General features: G+C 68.8%; 1 protein-coding gene. It reads left to right on the forward strand.

Features of this window, described 5'->3' with window-relative positions; all coding sequences use genetic code 11:
* Positions 1–99: 99 nt before the first annotated feature.
* Positions 100–394 (forward strand): ATP-binding cassette domain-containing protein (locus AC1DYG_RS20385; protein ID WP_477641655.1); only part of this gene is annotated, 295 nt, incomplete at its 3' end.

A 394-nucleotide genomic window follows, 5' to 3' on the forward strand; every position in this document is an offset into this window, starting at 1 on the left:
GATGTCGGTGGCCGTGTCCATCGTCGGCCTGCTCGGCACCTGGGCACTGCTCATGCTCGTCGCCGCAGCCGGACGCACCAAACGCCTCGAGGAGGCCTCATGACCGCGCTACTGACCGACCCGACGCCCGCCACCACGACGGGGGCCGGTTCCACCGTGGAATTCCGCGGACTACGCCGAACCTTCGGTGCCACCACCGCATTGGACGGGCTGGACCTCGAGATCCACCCGGGCGAACTGCTGGCCATGCTCGGCCCGTCCGGATGCGGCAAGACAACCGCTCTGCGCACCGTCGCCGGATTCGAACGTCCCGACGCGGGCATGGTGCTCATGGACGGCGAGGACATCACGAACATCCCCGCGCACCGGCGGGACGTGGGCATGGTGTTCCAGT

This window comes from Pedococcus sp. P1_H8, assembly GCF_056405175.1.